The sequence below is a fragment of the Soehngenia saccharolytica DSM 12858 genome (assembly GCF_059568515.1).
Map to the genome: position 1 here is coordinate 30242 of NZ_JCANTN010000012.1, position 24766 is coordinate 55007.

The 24766-nt window shown below is 31.1% G+C and carries 17 protein-coding genes and 1 pseudogene; 1 reads left to right on the forward strand and 17 read right to left on the reverse strand.

All coding sequences use genetic code 11. The features are described 5' to 3' along the window. Positions 1 to 6 precede the first annotated feature (6 nt). The 6 genes and pseudogenes from BO51_RS04895 to BO51_RS04920 all read right to left on the reverse strand — a co-directional run bounded on the left by BO51_RS04895 (position 7) and on the right by BO51_RS04920 (position 9161). The gene (locus tag BO51_RS04895; protein ID WP_496484535.1) at positions 7 to 615 is read right to left on the reverse strand and encodes a TetR/AcrR family transcriptional regulator; all 609 of its coding nucleotides are present in this window, start codon (positions 613 to 615) and stop codon (positions 7 to 9) included. Then, positions 605 to 4309, reverse strand: coding sequence for an efflux RND transporter permease subunit (locus tag BO51_RS04900; protein ID WP_496484537.1), 3705 nt, complete (start codon positions 4307 to 4309; stop codon positions 605 to 607). Before BO51_RS04900 ends, BO51_RS04895 begins: the two co-directional genes overlap by 11 nt. Positions 4310 to 4415: 106 nt before the next feature. Next, positions 4416 to 4601, reverse strand: a pseudogene (locus BO51_RS04905) (glutaredoxin domain-containing protein); the annotation flags it as partial. A gap of 137 nt (positions 4602 to 4738) precedes the next feature. Continuing rightward, positions 4739 to 6814, reverse strand: a complete 2076-nt coding sequence (locus BO51_RS04910; RefSeq protein WP_496484539.1) for a stalk domain-containing protein — start codon at positions 6812 to 6814, stop codon at positions 4739 to 4741. Beyond that, entirely contained in the window at positions 6814 to 7356 is a 543-nt protein-coding gene (locus tag BO51_RS04915) for a GNAT family N-acetyltransferase (RefSeq protein ID WP_496484541.1), read from the reverse strand. The genes BO51_RS04910 and BO51_RS04915 overlap by 1 nt, the downstream gene beginning before the upstream one ends. A gap of 23 nt (positions 7357 to 7379) precedes the next feature. Then, the gene (locus tag BO51_RS04920; RefSeq protein ID WP_496484543.1) at positions 7380 to 9161 is read right to left on the reverse strand and encodes a bifunctional diguanylate cyclase/phosphohydrolase; all 1782 of its coding nucleotides are present in this window, start codon (positions 9159 to 9161) and stop codon (positions 7380 to 7382) included. A gap of 141 nt (positions 9162 to 9302) precedes the next feature. Between BO51_RS04920 and BO51_RS04925 the strand changes: the two genes are divergently transcribed. Beyond that, positions 9303 to 10187 carry a foldase protein PrsA gene (locus BO51_RS04925; protein WP_496484545.1) on the forward strand — a complete coding sequence of 295 codons (885 nt, stop codon included), beginning with the start codon at positions 9303 to 9305 and terminating at the stop codon, positions 10185 to 10187. Between the two features lie 35 nt (positions 10188 to 10222). On the opposite strand, the gene BO51_RS04930 is transcribed toward BO51_RS04925, so the two are convergent. From BO51_RS04930 to BO51_RS04980, 11 genes are all read right to left on the reverse strand, one after another. Then, complete coding sequence (locus BO51_RS04930) at positions 10223 to 11632, reverse strand: sodium-dependent transporter (protein WP_496484546.1); 1410 nt, start codon at positions 11630 to 11632, stop codon at positions 10223 to 10225. A gap of 240 nt (positions 11633 to 11872) precedes the next feature. After that, entirely contained in the window at positions 11873 to 13216 is a 1344-nt protein-coding gene (locus BO51_RS04935; protein WP_496484547.1) for a hemolysin family protein, read from the reverse strand. 75 nt (positions 13217 to 13291) lie between these two features. Next, positions 13292 to 13954: a beta-phosphoglucomutase gene (gene pgmB, locus BO51_RS04940; RefSeq protein WP_496484550.1), complete on the reverse strand. Its 663-nt coding sequence runs from the start codon at positions 13952 to 13954 to the stop codon at positions 13292 to 13294. Next, on the reverse strand, positions 13947 to 16223 hold the full coding sequence (locus BO51_RS04945; protein WP_496484552.1) for a glycoside hydrolase family 65 protein: 2277 nt from the start codon (positions 16221 to 16223) through the stop codon (positions 13947 to 13949). The genes pgmB and BO51_RS04945 overlap by 8 nt, the downstream gene beginning before the upstream one ends. Before the next feature lie 11 nt (positions 16224 to 16234). Beyond that, positions 16235 to 17320: an ABC transporter ATP-binding protein gene (locus BO51_RS04950; RefSeq protein ID WP_496484554.1), complete on the reverse strand. Its 1086-nt coding sequence runs from the start codon at positions 17318 to 17320 to the stop codon at positions 16235 to 16237. A 15-nt stretch (positions 17321 to 17335) separates the two neighbouring features. After that, positions 17336 to 18253, reverse strand: coding sequence for a carbohydrate kinase family protein (locus BO51_RS04955; RefSeq protein WP_496484556.1), 918 nt, complete (start codon positions 18251 to 18253; stop codon positions 17336 to 17338). A 7-nt stretch (positions 18254 to 18260) separates the two neighbouring features. Then, complete coding sequence (locus BO51_RS04960; RefSeq protein WP_496484558.1) at positions 18261 to 19283, reverse strand: LacI family DNA-binding transcriptional regulator; 1023 nt, start codon at positions 19281 to 19283, stop codon at positions 18261 to 18263. A gap of 18 nt (positions 19284 to 19301) precedes the next feature. Further along, positions 19302 to 20162 carry a carbohydrate ABC transporter permease gene (locus tag BO51_RS04965; RefSeq protein ID WP_496484559.1) on the reverse strand — a complete coding sequence of 287 codons (861 nt, stop codon included), beginning with the start codon at positions 20160 to 20162 and terminating at the stop codon, positions 19302 to 19304. Continuing rightward, positions 20162 to 21067 carry a carbohydrate ABC transporter permease gene (locus tag BO51_RS04970; RefSeq protein WP_496484561.1) on the reverse strand — a complete coding sequence of 302 codons (906 nt, stop codon included), beginning with the start codon at positions 21065 to 21067 and terminating at the stop codon, positions 20162 to 20164. Before BO51_RS04970 ends, BO51_RS04965 begins: the two co-directional genes overlap by 1 nt. Before the next feature lie 52 nt (positions 21068 to 21119). After that, positions 21120 to 22376 (reverse strand): ABC transporter substrate-binding protein, encoded by a 1257-nt coding sequence (locus BO51_RS04975; RefSeq protein WP_496484562.1) that lies wholly within the window; start codon positions 22374 to 22376, stop codon positions 21120 to 21122. Positions 22377 to 22427: 51 nt separating this feature from the next. After that, entirely contained in the window at positions 22428 to 24278 is a 1851-nt protein-coding gene (locus BO51_RS04980) for an alpha-amylase family glycosyl hydrolase (protein ID WP_496484564.1), read from the reverse strand. Positions 24279 to 24766 lie beyond the last annotated feature (488 nt).

The following is a 24766-nucleotide window of genomic DNA, read 5'->3' on the forward strand; positions in this document are numbered from 1 at the left end:
TTCACCCTACCTTAATATCTTTATCAATTGAGTATAAGCTACATCTTTTGCCACGTCAACACTCACATCTTTATAACAGTCTTTATGGTTTACATATTGAGCAAATCCTATAAAAATACATCTTATCGCAGATTTTTTATAATATGGTGAGTTAGTCTCTGCTATAATTCCTTCCTTTTCACCTGAATTTATAATTGACGATAGTATTCTACCTGCATATTCCATGAATAAATCAATTAATTTTTCATTTTCCTCGATTAAATTATACATTGAACCAATATCTACTGCAGACAATAATATCTTCAATGTGGAAGATTTACTTTCAATATTTTCTTCTATAGTATCTAATAATCTATAAATTTTATCTTTAAAAAAAGGAATTTTTTCAACTTCAATAACAATTTTTGTCATTTCAGTATTTAGATAGTAAAGAAGAGCCATGTAAATGGCCTCTTCTTTACTATCAAAATAGTCATAGATAGTACCTTTCCCTATGTTAGCTGCTTTGGCGATTTCTGATACTTTGATATTGTATAGATTTTTACCTTGTTTTAGTAATTCTGCCAAGCCATTAAATACAGCTATCTCTTTATCGGAGTACTCATTAGATCTCATTTAGTTCCTCCTCTACTTCTGCAACTTTTCTTTTCTTGTCTCTCATAAAAATATCATACATGCATGGAACTACAAACAGAGTCAAAATTGTTGCGTAAATTAGTCCTCCTACCACTACCAATGCAAGTGGTTGTAAAACTTCTGCTCCTGTACCGGCTCCGAATGCTAAAGTAGTTAGACCCAGTATCGTAGTAATAGCTGTCATCAAAATCGGTCTCATACGTGTTTTTCCTGCCAAAACTAATGCTTCCTTCTTTTGCATGCCTCTATCTCTTAACTGATTAGTATAATCTACAAATACTATACCATTGTTTACAACTACTCCTGTCAAAACCAAGAAGCCTAACATTGCAATTAAACTAATTGGTTTGTTTGTAAAGTACAGAGCAAATAATCCTCCAGTAAATGCTAATGGTACAGTAAACATTACAATAAACGGCAACGAAAGAGATTGGAATTGTGCAACCATTATTAGATACACAAATATTAAAGCTAATATCAACATATTTGTTAGATCTTTCATCGAAGTTGTTATAAGTTCTTGTTGACCTGCAATTTGAGCTGAATACCCTTCAGGTATTTGTAACTCGCTTAATTTTTGCTCTACTTCTCTGCTCAGAATACCTATGTTATAACCTGTTTTTATATCAGCGGTAACTGAAATATATCTAGTTTGATTATCCCTATTGATGGAACTCATACCTTCTACTTCTTCTATTGTTGCTAAATCTGACAATTTAACCTTTTCTTCTGAATTTGGTATAGTCAATTCAAAATTGTCTAAATCCGCTCTCGTGAAATTCTTATTCGTGCTTTCAACTACAATGACAGGGTAATCTTCTTGAATTTTTGATATATTAGTTGCTGTTTTCGGAGTAGCTATTATATCAGATATTTGAGAATAAACCTGAGCAACTGTTAATTTGTTTTCCATCGCAAGTTCTTTATTGACTGTTATCTTTATTTCCATATTTTGTTTTTCCAAGCCATTTGAAATATTAGTTACACCATCAACAGTCTTCAATAAATCCATTATGTCTTTGGAAACTTCTCTAAGTGTATCTAATTCGGTTCCTTTTATTACAATTTCCATTCCTGATCCAGCTATTGCCGAAATATCCATGTTAGATTCAGAAAGTTTGAGGTTGACTCCCATATCATTTGCAATTTTTTCAATTTCAGCTTTAACTTCACTATTTTTTATTCCGCTTTCCTGATCAAGAAGTATATATATTGAAATCTGGTTTGTGTTTTGACCAAATCCTTGTATTCCACCAAGAAATGCGCCAACACTGTCTATCCCTTCTATATTTAGTATTTCATTTATGACTGAATCTCCAAGTTCCTTTGTTTCTTCGATTGAAGACTCGCTTGGTGCCTCTAGCGTAACTAACATTTGTGGAGATTCCATTGCAGGGATAAATTCGGTTCCTTTTGAATATGCCAAAGCTCCACTTAAGACTAACAACAGTGCAACTACTACTATTACAATAGCTTTTCGTTTAAGTGCCCACTTAAGAAGTTTTTCATAAAGATTTGTAAATCTATGAAAAACTAGTGACTCTTTGCTTGCAGAATTGGATAGTATCGTAGAAGACATAGTTGGAACCAATGTCAAAGCTACTAATAAACTAGCAAACAATGAAAAAGCAATAGTTAGACCCATATCAGTGAACAGCTGTCTTGAGATTCCTTGGATAAATACAATTGGAAGAAAAACGACTGCCGTTGTTAGCGTAGAAGCTGTGATTGCGCCTGCTATCTCATTTGCCCCTATAACTGATGCTTTTACAGATGAATATCCTTCTCCTCTGAGTCTATAAATGTTTTCTATCGCTACGATAGAGTTGTCGACTAGCATTCCTACGCCAAGAGCTAGTCCAGCTAATGAAATTATATTCAAACTTATTCCACTAAAATACATTAACGCAATTGCAAATACTATACTTATTGGTATTGAAAGTGCGATAATCAAGGTTGGCCTTATATCTCTTAAGAAAATCAGCAAAACTAGTATCGCCAATAAACCACCATATAGGATATTGTCTAGCACTGAGTTAATAACAATATCTATATAAACTCCCTGGTCTAGCAATGGTGTAAAATGGATAGATGGGTCTTTTGACGATATCTCTTCCATTTTATTTCTTATTCCCTTTGCAACCTCAGAAGTCGAGTAATTGCTTTGTTTTTGCATTATTAGCATGACGGCGTCATTATTGTTTACTTTTGTATAGAGCTCATCTGAATTATTGATCATGCTAATTTCTGCAACATCGCGCAAATATATTTTCCCTATCATATCATCGCCAGTATCGAATAATAACAGATCTTTTAATTCGCTAACATCAGATAGTTTATCTCCAACTTTAACAACGTATTTCCCATTTTCATCATTTACGTATCCTGCTGGCATTGAAAAATTCTGTGCTGATAAGATTTGAGAAATCATGTTCTTTGTAATTACACCATCTAAGGAAGCTTGCTTAAATGCCTCATCTCTCGCTTTCTCAAATTCTTCAAATCCTTTTTCCAACTCTTTTTGAGCATCAATTAAATTAGCTTTTGCGCTATCAAGTTGTGTATTTAACGCTAATTTTCCATTGTTTAAATTGACCTCTTGTAAAGACAGCTCTAATTTTTTATTTTGTATTTCTTTACTTTGTTTTTCTAATTCATCTATTTTGTCATTCAAAGTGTTTAAAGTATTCTTTAATTCTGTTTTCTTAGCTTCTAATGCCGACTTTTGTGCTTTTACAGTATCTAAAGTTTGACCAGGATATTGAGGACTAGTTCCTCCTCCTGCAGTTAGAACGGCTTCAATTATGTCTAATTCATTTAATTTTTTAGTTATCTCGTCGATACCATTAACTATTTCTTTTTTGTTAGCGTATAGTTGTTGAAGTCCACTGTTTATGGACTCTTCAGCTTTTAAAATTTCTGTTTTAGCACTATTTATTTTTTCTAGTCCTGTATCGATTTGTGTTAACTGTTTATCTCTCTCTAGTTCAATTTGTGCTAGTCCATCCTCAATTTCTCTCTTCCCATCATTTAATTGATTCTCAGTATCTGCTAATTTCGAATCGACAATTTTTAATATTTCACTATTTAAATTATCAATTTTCTCTTGATCAATCAGTACTTCTATTTTCTCTTCAATAAGTCCTTGTCCACTAACAGATGCAACTCCAGCGACACTTTCAAATTGAGGTATTATGTCTTCATTAACGATCTTTGATATTTCATTAGTGTTCTTGCCTTCAATGTCAACTGAAGAAACCATAATTGGAAGCATATCAGGATTTAATCTCATTACCATAGGTTTTTGAACATAGTCATTAAAGTTGTTCTCTATCATATCGAGATTACTGCTAATTTCAATAATTGCAGAATCCATATTCACAGTAGAATTAAATTCCAATATTACAATGGATTGATTTTCATTCGAAATAGATTGTACATTTTTTACATCATTAATAGTAGAAACTGCTTGCTCAATAGGCTTAGTAACAGTAGTTTCTACCTCCTCAGGACTTGCTCCCGGGTACACTGTCATAATTAGTACGTAAGGTAGTTCCAGATTTGGTAATAAATCCGTCTTTAAATTCATGAAAGAAACTACGCCTAAAACAAGTACTAACACTACAGCTACAAAAACCGTATATGGTCTTTTTACGCTTAATTTTGGTAACATTTTAGTCCCCCTTTTATTTTCGACTGACTGGTCGGTCACAATATATTATAGGAGCAGAAACTATATTTGTCAATAAAAAGGTTTATAAAAAGTGGCAACCCACTTTTTATAAACCTATTAATTCGTCAATCTTCGATTTATCAAAGCCAACTACAATATTGCCATCAATATCAATTACAGGGACCCCTCTTTGTCCTGATTTTTGAACCATTTCTACAGCTTTATCATAGTCTTTTGTCACATCATACTCAGTAAAATTTATACCGTTTTGTCTAAAGTAATCCTTTACTTTAGTGCACCAAGGTCAAGTTGGAGTTGAATAAATTTTTATATCCATAATAGATCCCCCCATTTATCTTTGTTTTCTTTATACCATCATTTTTATACGTCTAAACATTTCGACATAAAATAATTTAATGATTTATCTGCCTAAAATATTTTTTTATCCAAATAATCCAGATTATATCTTTGCATAAGATCTATTATTTTGAGTGAATACAATGGATCTGTAGCATATCCACATCTTCTTATTGCCCATGCCGCTTTATATGGATCATTCATCACATCTTCAAATGGATTGTATCTATCGTTGTCTAATAAAAATTTTATGTGATCGTCCCAGCTTTCTTGTGCAGAATTATATTTTTTAAATCTAGCATCTACAACATATTTTAAACCGTTATATACTTCCCATGTTGTTGAAATGATATAAGGTTCATTATTCTTGCTTTTTATTCCAAATAAATTGTTTGATTTTTCGCCACTGTATTTATCAGAAGGCACTTTTTGCCCCCATCCAGTTTCTAAGATGGACTGTGCAACTTTAAATGATTGCGATATCAATTTGTTGTTTGATTTTTTTGCAAGATTAGATACGAAATATATATAATTATCTTTTTCTGTAATACTATATGGTCCGTAGACCCTCCCTGTATATACTTTGAAATTAATAGTTTCACTCTTAATTAAAGTCCCATTATAATTTGCAGTGGCATAAACAGTCCAATTTCCATATTCATTAGCTAATGGTTTGAATTGACATCCTGAGAGATTTCCAGGTATCACTTTTTTTATGTTTTTCTCACCATTAATGAACACGAATTTAACGTCGCTTACTTTCACATTGCTTTCAGCATTTACTGTCTTTCCCTCAGAAAGTACCACTTCATTAGGGCCAATACCGCTAAAATAAAGATTTGGCTTGCCATCTACAACTACTCTCACAGGTTTTGATGAGATATATTTGCCAGATGTATCTTTTACCTTCACTAAAAATTCTTTTTCTCCAGAATCACCAGGCACGGGTATATATCTGTAGCTTCCATAAGGTAATGTGGTTAGGATTTTTTCTTCATTTGTATTTATATCTCTTATAATATATTGTGTTTCTAAACAATCAAAGTTTCTGACAGCATTTATTGTAACCGGCTTGTTAATAACAGCATTTTCTTTAACTCCAGATAGCGTTAAAGACTTATCTACAGTTATAGATATATTGTATTCTTTACTCGCTATAATATTTGAGTTTAGATCATATGCATTTATTGTAAGCGAATAATCGCCTTTTTCGTTATAATTTGGAGTCCAAACTGTAGCTCCATATGGATCGCAATTATCTAATGTCTTGACTTTCCCTGTTGTTTTATTATTGAGCACATAATCTACTTTTAGTAGTGAGAAATTTGACTGTGGTGTAAATTTTACTTGATTTCTAAATTGAACTTCATTTTCTAACTCTGATATTGATATTTGAGGATTAACATCGATTATAACTTTTTTTGCAGAAGCAGCTAATAACTTGTTGTTTAAATCATATGCGGCTAAGACTAGTATTTTTTCTCCGTTTTGTTCAATATATGGGATAAATTCTACCTGATTGTTAATTAATCTTGTTTGTGAAGCAACATATCCTGTATGATTATTAGGATTAAGTATAAGTAGCCTTACATAGTCAACATTGTTTTGGTAGCTTTTGCCCATCTTATAATTTACACTTATTTTGCCATCTATGAATTGATTATTATCAACTGATAATATATCTAAATCATAATAAGTATTTCGAATTGTGCTCTTTTGTGAATCTATTTCTACAGTCTTAGTTTTTTCGTTGTAAGTTATGCCGATATCAAAAGCTTCTCCAACAACTCTAAGCGGTACATAAGTAAAATCATTATATATGATTGGCTTTGTGTCTATTACAATGTAATCTAAATTGTCATATCCTACTATTTGGCTATTAATAATTAAGCTAATTGATTTCTGACCTTTTTTTGCAAATACCGCCCTGTTAGTTCCATCCCATTCAACTGTTCCACCAAGTTTTTCAGTTATAAATCTGATTGGAACTAAGGTCCTCCCATCTCTAATAATAGGTTGTGCTGCTGATGTATAATCTTTTCCATCAATTAGAATCCTTAATTCTGCCGCCTCGCTTTCACTACAACCTGTAAAAGCTAATACTACAAACACCACAATAATCACTAAATATTTACTATATCTATTCATCATAGTCCCCTTTGTAAAAAATATTCTTCCCTCGTCATCGAATAACAACAATCGTCATAAACTTTTCCATCATATGTAATAGTAGCTTTCCTCAAAACCCCTTCATGATTAAATCCACATTTTAAAATAACATTTTTTGATCTTTCGTTGAAGGGATAATGATACACAGAAAGGACATCAACAGATAATTCTATGAAAGCATAGTCAATAATAGCTTTTGAAGCTTCTGTAGCAAATCCTTGACCCCAATAATTTTCGCTTAGAACATACCCCAACATTTTTGCATCCTTATTATCCCTTTTTCTGTCTTTGTGTAATCCAATTGAACCAATGACTTTATTTTCAGATTTCAATTCAATTGCCCAAACTTCATCACTTAGTATGAAATTTTTTAAAATTGAAAGTGATTCTTCTTTTGATTTATGAAAATCCCAACCTGCATTAGGCCCTACATTTGGGTTTTTTGCATATTCATAAAAATCCCCCAAATCAGATAATTTAAATCGTCTAAGTAAAAGTCTTCTTGTATTGATTTCCTTCAATATACCACATCCTCAAATAAATTTTATAAGTTGTTTTCAAAATCGTTATTGATAATATCTATAAAAATATCAACTAAAAATGGGTCAAATTGCGAACCAGCATTTTTACGTATTTCTTCAACGGCCTGTTCAATAGTTAGCTTTTTTTTGTAAGGTTTATCTTTTATCATAGAGTCAAATGCATCAATTATTGCAACTATTCTTGAATATAGAGGTATAGATTCTCCACTAATTCCTCTTGGGTATCCGGTACCATCCCATTTTTCATGATGAAATAAAATATAATCCGCTAGGTTGGATAATTCCTTAGATGCCATAGCTATTCTATAACCCATTTCTGGATGTTTCTTTATAACCTCCCACTCTTTCTTCGTAAGATTATCTGGCTTATTCAATATTTCAGAATCTATAGTTATTTTGCCAACATCGTTAACAGAGCATAGTACCTTTAACATATCGATTAATTCTGGTTCCCAACAAAGTTTTTCTCCAACTTTCTCAATTAATGCATCAAAAAATTCACTTAAGTCAAATGATGTTGGTTCTTTATACAGTAACACTTCTTTAATTGCTTCGATATGATTCTTTTGTACAGTTGTTCTCTGATTTAGCTTTTCTGTATACATTAAGTCTTCCGCTTTACTGATGCTATCCTCAATACTTAATTCTAAAGAATCTCTTGTATATCCGCCAATTGATAGACTAATTTTTATAGGATCTAATTGATTCAAATTGTTAAAAACAATAATGTTATTTTTAATTCTATTAATTACTTGGTCGCATTCTTGACTGTCAGTATTTGGAAGGAAAATTAAGAATTCATCTCCACCGTTTCTAATAATTATATCACTATTTCTAGTGGAATTCTTTAATATTGCTGCCACATCTCTTATCAATTTGTCGCCATATGCATGTCCAAATCCGTCATTGACAAATTTAAGTCCATCAATGTCTGAAAAAATGATAGAGGAAGGCATGTATCTTTCTTCATCTATTTTTTTTATTGCTACTCCTAAGTAATTTCTATTATAAGTATTTGATAATTGATCAATGTATGCTAAGCTTTCCTCATCAACGTATGCTAAGCTTTCCTCATCAACTTCATTTTTCGCTACTTCTGCTAAATCTATTACAATTCCAATAGCACGATTAAAATAATTTGGTGAATCTAAAAATGGCATCCCAATTTCTAACAAACACTTGTGTTCACCAAAATCATTTAACAATCCATATTTAATAATATAACACTTTTTTTCATCAACTGCTTGCGCTATTTTGCTCGTCCTAAATTTTCTATGCTCTTCATCTATTAATTTATTTGTAAAATATAAAAAGCTACCATTTATTTCATTCTTATTAATCCCAATTAGACTATTAATGTTCTTTGAAACATAAAATGGATTGTTTGAATTTAAGTCATTAATATAAAACGCAAAAGGTAATTCCTTTGTATTGATGCCAAATATTTCTTCAAATATACAATTTAAGTCATAAGCTTTAATTATGATCATTATATGATTGTCTTTCATGGTTACTAGTTCCATTGAATAAATCGTATCATTTTTTATAACGTAATTTGTTTTAGAATTATTATTCACAAAATTGTATATTTGATAATAATCAAGGGTGTCAGAATATTCATATAAAAAATCAGAAGCTTCTAAAAACGACTTGCATAAATCATTGAATTCTTCGCTTGATTTAATAAATAGACAATCGTAAATAATACCCTCATTGTTAAATAAAGTTTCAATAATAGAATATTCTCTCTTATGAATCTTAAATCTATCCCCGAGACAATACATAAAAAAGACCCCTTAGAATTTTTATTTTAATATTTATACCCAGTTATTTAAGTTTCATCTAATTTTCACAAATTATATATAGATTTATGTTGTTTTTATGTTATACTAACATAGTAATAAATTGATGAGAGGAGAAATACAATGAAATTAAATCCAAAAAAATTAATTGTTTTACTACTGCTTATTAGTATTTTAAGTTCCATATTGATAGGATGTAGTAATTCAGGCTCAGACGAAGTTGTGGCGCAAGTAAATGATGTAAAAATTACCAAAGACGAGTTTTATGATTATTTGGTTAGCCAGAATGGTGATGATGCAATAAACGCATTGATACTAGAAAAAATAATAGAGTTAGAATTGAAAGAAAATAATATTGAAATTACACAAGACCAGATAGATGCTGAATACCAAAAAGCAATTGAATCTTATGGCGATGAAGCTACAATGGAACAAGCTTTGGCTTACTATGGATACACAAAGGATGAATTCTTGAAAAATATAAAAATGAATTTAAGTATAGAAGCTTTAATTGAGCCTTCAATCACAATAACGGATGATGAAATCAAAGCTTATTTCGATGAAAATACAGATGACTTCAACCAAGCTGAACAAGTTAAAGCTAGCCATATACTTTTAGATACCGAGGAAGAAGCTAAACAAGTGCTTGCTAAAATTCAATCTGGTGAATCTTTTGAGGACTTGGCAAAAGAATATTCCACAGATACTGCAACTGCAGCTAATGGTGGGGATTTAGGGTTTTTTACTAAAGATGAAATGGTTGAAGAATTCTCTAATGCAGCATTTGCACTAGGTGTTAATGAAGTTAGTGAGCCCGTTAAAACAACATATGGCTATCATATAATTAAAGTAACTGATAAGAAAGAAGCAAAGGTAGCTACATTAGAAGATTCTAAGGAAGAAATAAGAGATATATTAAAAGATCAAAAAATACAAGAACAATATCCAACATGGTATCAAACTGTACAATCAAAATACACAATAACTAACAACATTAAGACAAATTAACAAAAGCCACCCTCAAATTGTAGGGTGGCTTTTCTTTATAATTTCTTTGAGAATATAGCTAATACTAATATGACTAATAATCCAAATATCATGAGGCTAGTTTGTTCTATTGATAAAATTCCCAGTATTGCTACGACTGCTATAGCAACAGGAACTAAATATTTTATTAGAGCATACCACAAATTAAATAATCCAAATTCAGCTGTTCCACTGTTTGTCAACTCATCTTTTAAATCTTCTTTGTTCATAAACCATCCAACAAATACTGCTATCAATAGTCCACCAATGGCTAAGAATATTTTATCTGTTATTATATCAAAGAAATCAAATATTGCTACACCAAAGAGTTTTAAGTTTGGAAATGCACCTAATGACAACGATGCAAGCACTGACATTATTGTCATTACTACACCAGTAGAAATAACTGCTTTAGTTCTCCCAAATTTTCTTTCATCTATCAAATAAGCAACTACAACTTCAAGCAGTGATATTGATGATGTTAAAGCAGCTATTGTCAAAGCGATAAAGAAAACTGCTGACAACAAAGGTCCAATTGCTCCCATTTCTGCGAATATTTGTGGTACAACTACAAATACTAGACCAGGCCCTTGATCTGGTTGTAATCCAAATGCAAAAAGAGCAGGGAATATTGCTATACCAGCAAGTAAAGCAACTAGTGTATCCAAAGCAGTAATTATTACTGCGTTCTTTGGCAATTTTTCTTGTTTACTAATATAACTTCCATAAGTGATCATGCAGCCCATACCTAAGCTGAGTGAAAAGAACTGCTGCCCTAAAGCATTTAAAAACGTCTCTCCTGTAACCTTGCTAAAATCTGGATAGAATAAGAATTTCAATCCCTCACTTGCACCTGGCAATGTTATGCTCCTAATACAAATTAATATTAGCAAGACAAATAATGTAGGCATTAAAATCTTTCCTGCTTTTTCAATACCAGATGAGATCCCTCTAGCCACAATAAATAAATTCAGAAACATAAAAACTAACATCCATATAAGCGGTTGAATTGGGCTAGTAATAAAATTTCCAAAGCTTTCAGCTATTGCTCCTTTATTAGCCAATAACCCTGTAAAAGATTTTACTATATAAGCTACAGACCAACCTCCAACTACTGGATAAAATCCCATGATTAAAAATGCACTTAATACCCCTATGACTCCGGCAAAAGTAAATCTCTTGTTTAATTTTTTGTAGGCACCTACTGCGGATAATTCCGTTCTTCTACCAATAGTAAATTCAGCTATCATTACGCTCAATCCTATTAAAACTACGAAAATTAAATAAATTAGTATAAAAGCCCCTCCACCATTTTCGCCAGCAAGATAAGGAAATCTCCATATATTTCCTAATCCTATCGCTGAACCTGCTGCTGCAAAAATAAATCCTATACTGCTGGTCCAATTATCCCGTTTTTTACCTTCCATCGATATTCCTCCTTAATAAGTATTTATCACTGTCATATATTATAGTTGTACATTGCTATGGGAATATATTAATATAAATAATAGAATTTGTCTATATATTTTTCTGATTATTTTGAAATGTTTGTTAATCGTTTGACTAATCGCTATTTTAAACGCTTTTATTTTTGTATAGAAAACTAAATTTCGAATAAATAACTCTAAACCTTTTAGTACACAAATTAAAAAAAATCACTTCAGAGACTATTTAGTCTCTGAAGTGTTATTCTCCATTTGCTTTAATATTTCTATTCTTACTTTCTCTATCTTTTTATCTTTTATTTCCTCTATTGTAAAGACAACATCATTATCAGCAATAGATAGCTTAGTGTTTTCCTCAGGTATATAGCCCAATTTATATATTAAAAATCCCCCTACTGTATCGTATAATTCATTTTCATCATCTATACTTAAGTCTAATGTATTATTTAATTCTTTAATAGAAGTTGAGCCCCTAACTATATATATTCTTTCTGACAATTGTAAAATGTCAGGCTCATCAAAATCATATTCATCATCAATGTCTCCCACGATCTCTTCAAGTAAGTCTTCCATTGTAACAATTCCTGAGAAGCCTCCGTATTCATCTATTAATACAGCCATATGGATCTTCTTTCTTTTCATATCGATAAAAAGTTCATCTATAGGTTTATTTTCAGGTACAAAATATGGTTCTCTCAATATTTCCATTAAATTCACGTCATAAAATCCATGCTTGTATGCTTCAAGTAAATAGTCTTTCAAATACAAAATCCCAATAATATTGTCAATATCTCCTTTATATACTGGTATTCTTGAGTATTTGAGATTTAACAATTCATCAATATAATCTCTAAGGTTGTCATCAATGTCAATCATAAAAACTTCTGTTCTAGGCGTCATTATTTCAGACGCTTTGCTGTTGTCAAAACTTATTACACTTTTTATCATATCTCGCTCAATCGGATTAATAACACCTTGTTCATGCCCAACTTCTATCAATGAGCTAATTTCTTCAATCGTAATTTTTTGTTCAATGTCTTTTTGATTAAATCCTATAATCTGCAATATTTTATTGGTAGAAAATGATAAAAAATTTACAAATGGTTTCATAATCTTTGAAAAACTAGAAATAGGTTTGACAACCGCCATTGCAAACTTTTCAGGGTTCTTTAGAGCAACTCTTTTTGGTACTAGCTCACCAAAAACTAGAGTTATGTATGACAGCAATATAGTGATAATAATAAACGATAGATCTTGCGCAAAAGGTATAGAAAACTTAACTAAAAAATCTCCCAATAACTTTGATATGCTAACAGCTGCAGAAGCCGATGAAAAAAATCCAGCAAAAGTAATACCTACTTGAATTGATGATAAAAATTTTGAAGGTTCTTGTAAAATATCAAGTATTAGAATTGCTTTTTTATCTCCTTCTTCAGCTTTACTAGTAAGTCTGTACTTATCTATTGATACAATTGCCATCTCTGAAGCGGCAAAAAAGGCATTTATTAAGGTTAAGAACAAAATTAGTATAAGTTTTCCTATTATATTCGATTCACTATCTTGCACATATAACACTCCTTCTATAAGTGTATATTAATATTAATGTTATTATATATTATTATATTCCCAATATAAGTCAAATTAATCATCTTCATGTGTTTGAAATTCCAATAAATACTGATAAAATTCTAATATATTGTCAAATTTTATTTCACATTTGAGGTGTTTACCAATTCCTATTGGTATCATACCTGCACTTTTTATGCTTTCAATCCCAGCCTGGGAATCTTCTATGCCAATACATTCATTGGGTTCAAGTTCTATTAATTCACAAGCCCGTATAAAGATTTCAGGATCAGGTTTTCCTTTTTTAACACTAGTTGGGTCAACAACAGCGTCAAAATATTCATAAATTTCTAAAGCTTTAAGTAGAAATTCAGCATTTTTACTAGACGATGCTAAAGCTATTTTTTTGTTATTCTTTTTTAGCAAATTAAGTAATTCAATAACTCCATCGTTTAAATCTCTCCTAGAATAATTCTTTATCTTATCTAGATATATCTCATTTTTTCTTTCAGCTAAATTCTTTTTATTGGATTCATCTAACAAAATACCGTTATCATTATAGCTCAAAACAATTTCAAGTGCTTCCATTCTTGGAATACCTCTTATTTTGTCGAGTACATCATTTGGTAAATCAAATCCTAATTCATTGGCTAATTCTTTCCATGCCTCATAATGTGCATTTGAGGTTTCTGTAATAACACCATCCAAATCAAATACAGTTCCACTAAATTTAATCATGGCACATTCCTCTCTGCAATGGAATATTAATATTGTTGCCGTTAGAAATTAAATACTCCTGTCCATATATTTTAATTGTTATTTCATTTCCTTCTAGTAAATTTATATTTATTTGATTAGTTACATCTATTTCAATTATACAATCTTTATAGTTAATTTTAAAATTATATCCTTGCCATTGCTGCGGTACACTAGGTCTAAGGATTAACGTATTTTCGCTTAACCTTAAACCAGCAAATCCTTGAATTACACTTAAAACCGTACCCCCAATGTTTGCCAAATGCAATCCATCTTTCGTATTTTGGTGAGTGTCGTGTATATCCAAAGAAACAGACTGTATAAAATAATTATAAGCTTTCTCTAGAAATCCGTATCTACTAGCCATTATTCCATAGATACAATAAGATAAAGAAGAATCGTGAGTTGTTATGTTTTCATAATATTTATAACTATTTTCCATTTTCTCGAGCTCTGCATACTCTTCAAGCAAAAGATGAGCTAATACTACATCTGCTTGCTTCAAAATTTGATATCTGTATATAGTTAACGGGTGATAATATAGCAATAACGGCCTCTTATCAGAGCCTAAATCCCACAATGGTTTTTCCAAAAAAGTAGAATCCTGTGAATAAACACCTAGATTGTTATCATATAATAGAAGAATGTTATCCGATGCATTTTTCATCAAATTAATTTCTTCTTCGGATAAATTGATTTTTTCAATTAAAACTCTAAATTTTTCTGAAATAGTTTCATTTTCAATTTCAGAAAAATAATTATATAGCTCATAAGCCTTCTCTAAGTTAAACTTAGCCATCATATTTGTGTAATAGTTATCGCTTACTATTGCTGTATATTCATCTGGTCCCGTTACTTCATGAATATGAAAAACATCTCCTGAAAAATTTCCTATTTGTAACCATATTCTCGCAGTTTCAAAAATAACTTCTAAGCCTTTTTCTACCATAAAAACTGTATCTTCAGAGTATAGATAATAGATGTAAAAAGCATATGCAATATCGGCATTTATGTGATATTGAGCAGTACTTGCCGGAAAATATCCTGAACATTCAATACCTGATATGGTTCTCCACGGATAAGCAGCTCCCTTTCTATGTCCAAGTTCTAATGCCCTATTTCTTGCGCTATCTAGAATATTGTATCTGTATTCAAGCAGACTTTTAGCTCTTTGAGGTTGATTTGCTACAAGAACGGGAAAAATATATATTTCAGTATCCCAAAAATAATGTCCCTCATACCCCTCACCAGATAAACCTTTTGCCGAAACGTTAGAATAAGGATCAATTCCTACATTTTGTAATAATTGATATTGCATAAATCTAATCGATTTTTGATCATTTTCGTTCCCATATATTTTAATGCCAGAATTATGCCAAAAATCGCGTAAATAATTTTTCTGTATTTCTAATAGTGTTTCGTAATTTTCATATGACAAATGCTCTAATATGTCATTTGCTGATCTCAATGGATCTGCATACCTTAAGCTATCAGTAAAAACACAAACTTTATCAAGTGTTAAATGAAAATTTGATGTTATCATTGTTTCAATTTTTGTTTCTTTTATTGAGTTTTCAATTGCGTATTCATTTTCTGACAAAACGATATGTTTAACAATTGTCGCTTGACTCAAATTTGTATTACTTGTATTCATGAGTAAATAACTAATATCTGCGTTTTCACCTAAATCTTTAACTTTCAGTAATTGTTTTTGTTCGCTACTTATTCGAGGATCATTAGGATCTGCATAAGTTGTCACATCTCCATCTATCACGCTTAATAGAGCTATTTCTCCATCATATATTACCTCTATTTTATAGGTAACTACATTATAGTAAACGAAAGAAGCCAATCTTCTAAATTTAAGATACGCCTTTTTATTGCTTCGCGTAATAAATTCATACGATCTTACTGTTTCCCCGTTATCATAATCTATATATCTATTATAGTTTTTATATTTAGTATTAACTAATTGCGCAGGTTCTCCATCTAAATAAACAATACAGGTTTGGGTATCAGCTATTTTAGGCTGTTTATCATATTCCTTAGGTAATCCAACAGCTTTTTCTGCATGAATCATTTCAACTCTATCATAAAGTCCATTTATATAACTTCCTCTGATACTATCTCCAGAAGGATATCCTTCTTCAAATGCTCCCCTAACTCCCACATATCCATTTCCAACCATAAATATACTCTCATTTTTTAATTGTGATAATGGATCATAATTTTTTTCCTCGTATCTATACATAAGCCTCACCTTCAATAAGCTAGTGATTTTTGTGTTTCTACATCAAAAAGATGTATTTTTTCTTTGTCAAATATTATGTTTATTTCATCGTCTATTTTTAAGTTTGAAGTATGGTCAGTTTTTAAAACATATTGTTTGCCATCCAGTCTAAAATATATATTGAGATCACTACCTAATAATTCAGTAAATTCTACTGCTGCCTTTAATCCTTCTCCGTTTTCGGAAATAAATACATCCTCTGGGCGAATTCCAACAATTACTCTAGAATTCTCATGAGATTTATTTTTCACACATTGTTTTAGTCTTTCAGATAATTCATATTTAACTCCATATACGTCTAAAAGTTTGCCATCTACTATGTTCCCATCAAAGAAATTCATTTGCGGAGCCCCTATAAATCCAGCTACAAATAAATTTGCTGGTGAATTATAAATCACACGGGGATCATCTACTTGTTGTATTTCTCCATTATTCATAACACATATTCTTGTTCCCATAGTCATTGCTTCTGTTTGATCATGTGTAACATAAATAAATGTAGTTTCTAGGTCTCGATGCAATTTAATTAATTCAGCTCTCATTTGAACTCTTAATTTTGCGTCTAAATTTGATAAAGGTTCATCCATCAAAAATACTTGCGGTTTTCTAACTATTGCACGTCCTAAGGCAACTCTCTGTCTTTGACCACCAGATAATTGTTTTGGTTTTCTTTTCAAAAGTTCTGTTATGCCAAGGATTTCTGACGCCCAATTGATTCTTTCATTAATTTCTTTCTTTGGAGTTTTAGCTAGCTTTAAACCAAAAGCCATATTGTCATAAACACTCATGTGAGGATAAAGTGCATAATTTTGAAACACCATAGCTATGTTTCTATCTTTAGGAGAAACATCGTTAATCATTTTATCTCCAATGTATATTTCCCCTTCGGTTACTTCTTCAAGCCCAGCAATCATTCTCAATGTGGTTGTTTTTCCACAACCAGATGGTCCTACCAAAACCATAAATTCTTTGTTTTCAATATCTAAATTAACATTTTTAACTGCATGATACCCATTAGGATATTTTTTATTTACATTTATTAATTTTACATTTGCCATATACAACCTCTCCTATCAATCAATTAGAGCTGTCAAAGCTCCATATCTAGTACAAATTTTCCCTGCGATATCATTTGAAAAATGTGCGATTTTTATTATCTCATCCCTATCTGCCAATATCATTTTTTTATCTTCAAATTGAGCAACTTTATAGAGGAATGCACCTATATATCCGTCTCCAGCTCCTGTAGTATCAATAGCTTTGATTTTTTCAGCTCCAATATTTATTTCATAATTTTTATTGAAAATTATGCTCCCATTTTTACCTAGTGTTACAGCAAAAGTTGTATTAAATCTTTCTCTCAATATATTTATCGCTTCAGATGTGGATTCGTTTTCTGCTACTATTTGTAGTTCTTCTTCGTTTAATTTAACTAAATCTGATTTTTGAATAAAGGGCATAATAGAATTCTTAAATTTTTCCCTTTCTTTGTTCCAAAAGAAGTTTCTATAATTGGGATCAAAAGATATGAATTTGTTTTCTTTTAAGCTTATTTCCAATAATCTTTGATAGCTACTATTTAATTTTCCTTCTAATAATGCCGTTGCAGAGCCAAAATGAACTATATCAAAATCAGCGAATTCGTTTAATTCAATTTGTGATAAATCGAAATCTTTATCCGCTCCTCTGTAAAAAATAAAATCTCTATCACCATTTTCGTCAATTGTTACGAATGAAATTGTTGTTGGAGTTTCAACTTTTCTTAAATATTTGTTAGATACATTGTTTTTAATCAAAACATTCTCAATTTCATTTCCAAAACTGTCCTTTCCTACACTCCCCATAATAAAAGCTTTTCCTCCAAGTATTCCTATTACTTGGGCTACATTTGCAGGAGCTCCACCAGGATTTAATGTAAATCTTTTTACTAGTGAAGGCTTCTCTTCAATAAAGTCTATTAGCATTTCGCCTATACAAAGAATATTACTCATATCACACCTACTTTATATTTTTTGTGCTTTCTCTCACTATAAGCTGATATTTCATTGATGTTATAAATTTTTCATCTTCTTCATTGTTAAGTGAATGATTTTTTTCAATCATATCAATCATTATCCTTATTGCTAAATCTCCCTGTTCTTCAAATGGTTGCCTAATTGTTGTAAGAGATGGATTATACATTCTTGCTAAATCAACATCGTCAAATCCGACGAAAGATATGTCATCAGGTACTCTTATATTGTGTTCAATACAACATTTAATTGCTCCTATTGCTAGTAAGTCAGAAGCGCAAAAAATTGCTGTTGGCAAGTTCCCTTTTTTTATAAATGTCTCCATTGCAGAGTATCCATCATCAAATGTATACCAGCCCTCTTCAACTAACTTTTCATCATAATAACCATAACAATTTAATTTGTCTCTATAGCCAAGAAACCTTTTCTTTCCTGAGTGATAATCAGATAGTGGGCCTCTTATCATAGCTATTTTTTTATGACCTATATCAATTAAATATTGTACGGCGTCTTGGCTTGCTTTATAATTATCTATTTTTATCGAGGGAATAGATGTTAGTGAACTATCTGAGCCTATCATTATAATAGGTTTCTCAAATTCAACCAATGTCTTATGGAACTCTTCGCTTCCATGATCAGTAACTAAAATCAACCCATCCACTCCCTTGTCTTTCATGATGTTGATATGCTTTATCTTCATATCAATATCAAAATCAGTTGCAGTAATTAATAATGAATAATCTCTATTCCTGATGTAGGATTCAGCTCCTGCAATGATTTTGGAGAATACTGGATTTGACAAATCTGGTAGTATTATTCCAATTAAATGTGATTTTTTTAATGATAAACTTCTCGCAACTGAACTAGGTCTAAAGTTAGTTTCTTTAATGATTTCTAGAACTTTTCTCCTAGTTTCTTCACTTACTGCCTCTGAATTGTTTAAGACTCTTGATACAGTTGCTTTTGATACCCCTGCCGCTTCAGCAATTTCTTTTATAGTAAGTTTCATTGTTTCACTCCTTTGTAGTTACTTAATAGAGCCAGATACCATCCCTTTTATTATGTGCTTCTGTCCAAATAAGAAGCCGATGATTATTGGAGCAGCTGCCATTAGTGCTGCTGTCATAATCAAATCCCATTTCTTAACAAATGAACCAGCAAATGCTGATATAGCTAAAGGTATTGTTTGTAATGGTTGTCCTATTCCCAATATTAAAGATGGTAGCAAAAAGTCATTCCAAATCCAGATAGCATTTAGTATACAGATAGTAACAAATATAGGTTTTAATATGGGCATTATAATCGAAAAGAATATTCTTGGTTTAGAACACCCATCTATTAATGCTGCTTCTTCTAATTCATAAGGTATTGATTTAATAAAGCCATGAAACATAAAAACTGCCAGTGGTGCTCCAAATCCAATGTACGCAAATATCATACCTTGATAAGACCTCAACAATTGTATATTTAAGTTATTTCCTATAATTCTAAATAAGGATACTAGCGGAAACATTACCACTTGAAATGGAATAACTAGTCCACTAATGAAAATCAAAAATATAAAATTAGACAGTTTCGATTTAGTCCTTACAAGTACCCATGCAGCCATTGCCGAAAAAACAGATATAAAGAGCAAAGATAAAACAGTTATTATAGTTGATGCATAGACACTTGAAGCATAGTTTATACTTGGATTTGTCCATATGTTAACTATATTATCAATTAATTGTCCCCATCTATCTGGAAGCGCTATAGGATTGGTAATAATTTCAAGTGAAGATTTTGCTGAATTTATTATTACTATAAAAAAGGGAAACAAAACGATTAAAAACAATATCAGCGTAATCAAACCAAGCAATACTTTTGTAATATTTTTCTTTGTAATCATTACATCTCAATCTCCTTCTTTTTATTATTGTATACCTGTGCTATAGATATAACTGAAAGAAGTAAGAAGAAAATTACTGCTCTTGCTTGTCCTTCAGCCATATTATTGTATTTAAAAGCCACATTATATATATGAACTGCTAATAGTTCAGTTGAGTTAACTACTTCACCCTTAAATATGTCTGTCGGCCCACCATTTGTTAAAGCTACTATAATATCATATTGTTTGAATGATGTTACAAGTGTTAGAAAGGAAGTTATAGTAAATGCTTGAGCTATCATAGGCATAGTAATGCTTCTAAACTTTTGCCATGAATTAGCCCCATCTATTTCGCTTGCTTCAAGTAATTCCTGAGGTACATTTAAGAGTGCCGCAACATAAATCATCATTATATATCCTGCATACTGCCATGTAAAAGCAGTTATTAGCCCAAATAATGTCAAATCTGGATCTGCCAATATCAATAAATTTTCTATAAAATCTATTCCCAAGCTACCTCCAATCTGAGGAACTACACTCTTAAATATAAACTGCCAAATGTATCCAAGTACCAATCCCCCTATAAGATTTGGAACAAAAAAGCCTGCTCTAAAGAAATTCCTAAATTTGATCTCCCGTGTAACTAGGAAAGCAAATATTAGAGCTACTGCATTTATAGATATTACACTTATGAATGTAAAAATAAAGGTTCTGATTAGTGAGTATTGAAATTTTAAATCTGAAAACATTGCCTTGTAATTATTCAAACCAACCCAATTTACTGCAACTCCAGGAACTGCTTGCCAATCAGTCATCGAGTAATATATTCCCATGAAAAAAGGAATTATTACTACAATTATAAAAGAAATCAAAGCTGGAGATACAAATAGCCAGAATACTAATTTATCTTTAGTTTGTCTTTTCATGGTTACACCTCTTTATATAAATATATGAAAGGGCAATATTGCCCTTTCATAGTTATTTTAATGCTTCAATTGCCTTTTGTATTTGATCAATAAATCCTTGTTTGTCAATGTCTCCCTTAGCATAACTTTCATAGATTGGTCCAAGAGTACCCATCCCAAATCCATCAGGCATATCATTTTGAAGCCAAGTATAAGCTCCATTCTCTTTAGCCATCCATTCAGTAACATTAGCTGACAATGGAGTACTTGGTTTTATAGTAACATTGTTAAAGGCAGGAACCATTTTTGCCTCATTTACCATATAATTATGGCCTTCTTCAGTTGTTGCCATATAATTTAAAAAGTCTTTTGCTACTTCTATATTTTTGCTATCTTTATTGATTACATAAAATGATGGTGCTCCAATAAATATTGCATTATGTTCTCCACTTACAGAAGCATGAGGTACAAAACCCATTGGAAAATCTACACCATTTTGAACAAGCCAAGGATCTATCCAGTTGCCTTGATGGATAAACACAGACTTACCAGTTGCAAATTGGCCAACTTGAGAATCGTAATTTCCAGTTAGAAGGACTGATTTATCAGCATATTTGAATAATAATTCAACCCAATCAGCATATTCAGTCAAACGTTGCATGTCAGCTTCGCCGTTATTTAACTTGTCTAAAACTGTTCTATCTCCGTATGGAAGGCCTGCTGAAAGATATCCATTAAAATTATGAAGCCCAGTAACCCATCTCATATCCGGTCCAGCTGCCATAGCTACCACAGAATCAATTCCTAGGTCATCTTTCATTGCATCAATTTTTGCAAACGCATCTTTATATGCGTCAATATTCGTTAAAGTAGCAGGATCAATATTGGCTTTTTCTAGTAGGTCTTTATTGTAAGCTAAACCCCAAGCTTCTACAGATACAGGAAATCCATATACTTTACCATCGACGGTAAATTCAAGATCAGTTAAATCAATCCATTCATCATCTGTAAATTCTATAATTTTTGATCCCCAAGTATTATAACCACCCATTCCTTCGATTACAAAAATATCTGGTTCTCTATCTGATTGAAACTCTGCCTTTAAGCTGTCTTGATAAGGTGTATCTCCACCAGTTGTCTTAACAATAATCTTATTGCCTGTTGCTTCTTCATACTGTTTAGCAAATGCAGTAAGTTGTTCACCTATTTCTACTTTGTTTTGATAAATCACAACTGACTTATCATCTCCATTGTTTGATGTTGTACATCCCGATAAAAGTGAAATCGTTAACACTAAGCTCATAAATAAAACTAAATAACTCTTTTTCATCATTATCCCCCTTTAATAATTGAATGTGCTACTTTATTAACCTTAATTACATTATATGTAACCGGTTTCAATTTTGCAACTATTTTTTTCCTTTAATATTAAAAATTCATATGGTCCTAATTGTATATATTCGTTTGTAAAATTCAACTCCTTTCCTTGTATTAATTCAACCATATGTTTTTCCACTCCTTGTCTCTTAAGCTGCTGAGTTTCAACTATTTGCCTATCTTCAGAGAAATTAAAAATCAATATTAAATTTTCGTCATCAATTTCTGTTATTTGCTCTATAATCAATACGTGTATATTATCAGAGTAAATTATATTTTCTTCAATTATTCTATTGTTTACCAGCACTTCTTTTCTAGTACTAATAATTTTCTTTAAGTTGTTAAAAATAAAATACTCATAAGCATCGCATTTATCAATGTTGTTCAATTTTCCCCAATCAAACTTTTGTCTATGCAACCACCTTGAATCATGCTTCTTATCTTCGTCCTTTTTATAATCATAATTGTTTAATAACCCAATTTCATCTCCGCTATATATCATTGGAATACCCTTTCTAAATATAATTAGGGCATTTATCAAATTAATTCTCTTTAGAGCTAATTCTAGTTTATAGTTATCTCTTTCCAGTAAAGCTTTCTCAAGACCAGAAAGGCTGGCTAGTGTACCTGAATTGCGAGCGTCTTTCGTTATTGGGTCATATTCATATAATTCACCAATAGAAAAGCTATCTTGAAAATTACCCAAATAAAAGTCGATAAGAAATTGTTTGTGAGCAAGTGGGTCAAATCCAAGCCTTCTTAAATTTATTTCATCTAACCCCCAGCCAATGTCATCATGGCACCTAGCATAATTTATCCATTCAGTCGATCTATTGCCTTTGTAAATTGGCATATTTTGGATATGACGAGCGTCACGCGTTGCTAAAGAATTCCATATTTCAACCATATAAGATGCGTTGTAAAGTAAGTCGCATTCTAATTTAGAGTCGTTTCCAAAATATTTTACGATTATTTCTGGTGCCACTATAGATTCTCCAAGAACTACTGTAGCAGGAGAGTATTCCATCAATATAGTTCTAAATATTCTCAATATGATATGTACTTCTGGTAAATTTCTGCATGAAGTTCCTAATGTTTTCCATATATATGGAATCGCATCAAGTCTAATCATGTCGATTCCGAGATTAGCGTAAAACAATAAATTAGCAACCATAGCTTTAAATACTTTAGGATTTCTATAATTTAAATCCCACTGAAATGGATAAAAAGTTGTCATAACCCATTTATTAATTTCTTCAACATAAGTGTAGTTTCCCGGTGCTACTTTGGGAAAAACAGAATTTAAATAAGCCTCATATTGTTTAGGAATAGTGTAATCATCATACATAAAATAATAATTTTGATACTCTTTATCTCCGGATTTTGCTTTAATAGCCCATTCATGATCATCAGCAGTATGATTAATTACATAATCAATGCAAATTCGAATGCCATTATCATGAAAAACTTTTATTGCATTTTCAAATGAATTCATGTCCCCTAACTTAGGATTAAGCTCCCTATAATTGCTTACAGCATATCCTCCATCATTATCACCTTTTCTTGATTTTACTAAAGGCATCAAGTGCAACAAATTGATATTAAGAGTTTTGAAATAAGATATTTTGTTTAGTAGACCATCTATATCACCATTAAATAAGTCCACATACAACATCATTCCTATCGTATTAGGCGAATGTATCCATTCTGGAGACTTTGTTATAAACAAATCGTCTTTCATATAGGTATGGTACTTCAATATTTCATCTAAAAGTTCCTCAAAATCTTGTTCTCTATGAGGATATAGTTTGAAATAATCTTCAGAAATTTGTTTTTTTAAATAATCTATATTCAATTAATTGAACACCTCCGTTATGTTTATTTTATGTAACCGATTTCATAATGTCAATAGATTTATTTATATTTTTTTCGTTAAAGTATTAATATCTGATCATATAATCATGAAATAAATATATTAAATTTTTTATAATTTTTTTACAAAAAATATGTCAATAGTCAGTGAAAATGTCATGTAAAAGTATAAAGTTTTATTCAATGAAAATGTCACTATTAGAATTTGAAAATATATTTACACTGTTTTATTGGAAAAAGGCTTTTAATTCATTTTAAGAGATGTTTTACCTATAAAAATCTCTAAGACACGATGTTTACGCCTTGAAGATTTCACTAGAAAAATCTATTCCCTATCAATAGGTATAAATAGTTCTTCACAGTATAAGCTCTCAAATACTAGAAATCAAAACCCTATCAATAAAAATAGGCACAAGAAAATAAACCCTTGCAAAAGAGCCTTAAAATGAGTTATGATATATTTAAAGTTAA